Source organism: Staphylococcus sp. GDY8P45P, from assembly GCF_017892745.1.
Classification (GTDB): domain Bacteria; phylum Bacillota; class Bacilli; order Staphylococcales; family Staphylococcaceae; genus Staphylococcus; species Staphylococcus cohnii.
Genome location: NZ_JAESLS010000029.1, coordinates 1 through 1,037, shown reverse-complemented (window position 1 = coordinate 1,037; position 1,037 = coordinate 1). Strand labels below are relative to the sequence as shown.

Below are 1,037 nucleotides of genomic sequence, written 5' to 3'. Positions count from 1 at the left end.
TGCGCAAGCTTTTGAATATTTTGGTTGATCGATATAATCATGAATCAATCGATTTTTAGCCTCACGCGCTAAGTTAATATCTGTGAACTTAAAAATTCCTTTAACAGCTTCTCTGAAAGATTTTGAATTTTTTTTAGGAATGGTGGTAAAGATATTTCTTAGGAAGTGAACTTGGCATCTTTGCCAACTTACGTTGGTGAAGGATTTTCTAATGGCAGAGACTAATCCTTTGTGCGCATCAGAAATAACGAGTTCCGTACCTTGTAAACCGCGTTCTTTTAGGTATTCAAAAAATGTTGTCCAGGTCTCTTCGCTTTCGCCACTTTGAATCATGAAGCCGATAATTTCACGGTCGCCATCTTTGGTTATTCCAATCGCTATATGACAGCTTTTTGAGAGTACTCGATTTTCTTCTCGTACTTTTATATAGAGTACATCGGTCATTAAGTAAGGATAATTTTTTTCTGATAATAAACGATTCTGCCACTCGTTAACCATAGGTTCTAGCTGTTCTGTTAAGCTAGAAACGAAGGACTTAGAGACGGATTTACCACAAAGTTCTTCCACAATTTTTGATACTTTACGAGTTGAAACGCCTGATACATACATTTCCAACATTGAAGCCATGAGGGCTTTTTCGTTTCGTTGATAACGTTCAAACACTGTGGGTGAAAAATGGCCATCACGTGTTCTGGGTACTTTTAATTCTAGCGTGCCTACACGTGTCGTAAAGCTGCGCTCATAATAGCCATTTCGTTGACTTTGTCGGTTTTCTGTTCGTTCATATTCTTTTGCTTGAATATATTCTGTTCGTTGATTTTCCATTAGTTGATTAAATACCGTTGTTAAAATATTTTTAGAAACGTCATCCTTTACAGAATATTCAATAATGCTTTGAATCTCTTCGCTTTTCAGTGTAAAATGTACTTGGGTCATGTAAAAGTCCTCCTGGGTATGTTTTTGTCGTTAAAAACATTGTACCGTAAAAGGACTGTTATATGGCCTTTTTACTTTTACACAATTATACGGACTTTATC

1 protein-coding gene is annotated in these 1,037 nt (G+C 36.2%); it reads right to left on the bottom strand.

Going from position 1 to position 1,037, the window contains the following annotated elements; genetic code table 11:
• Positions 1-936: IS256-like element IS256 family transposase (locus tag KA873_RS13440; RefSeq protein ID WP_210125940.1), on the bottom strand; the 936-nt coding region annotated here is incomplete at its 3' end.
• Between the last annotated feature and the right edge of the window lie 101 nt (positions 937-1,037).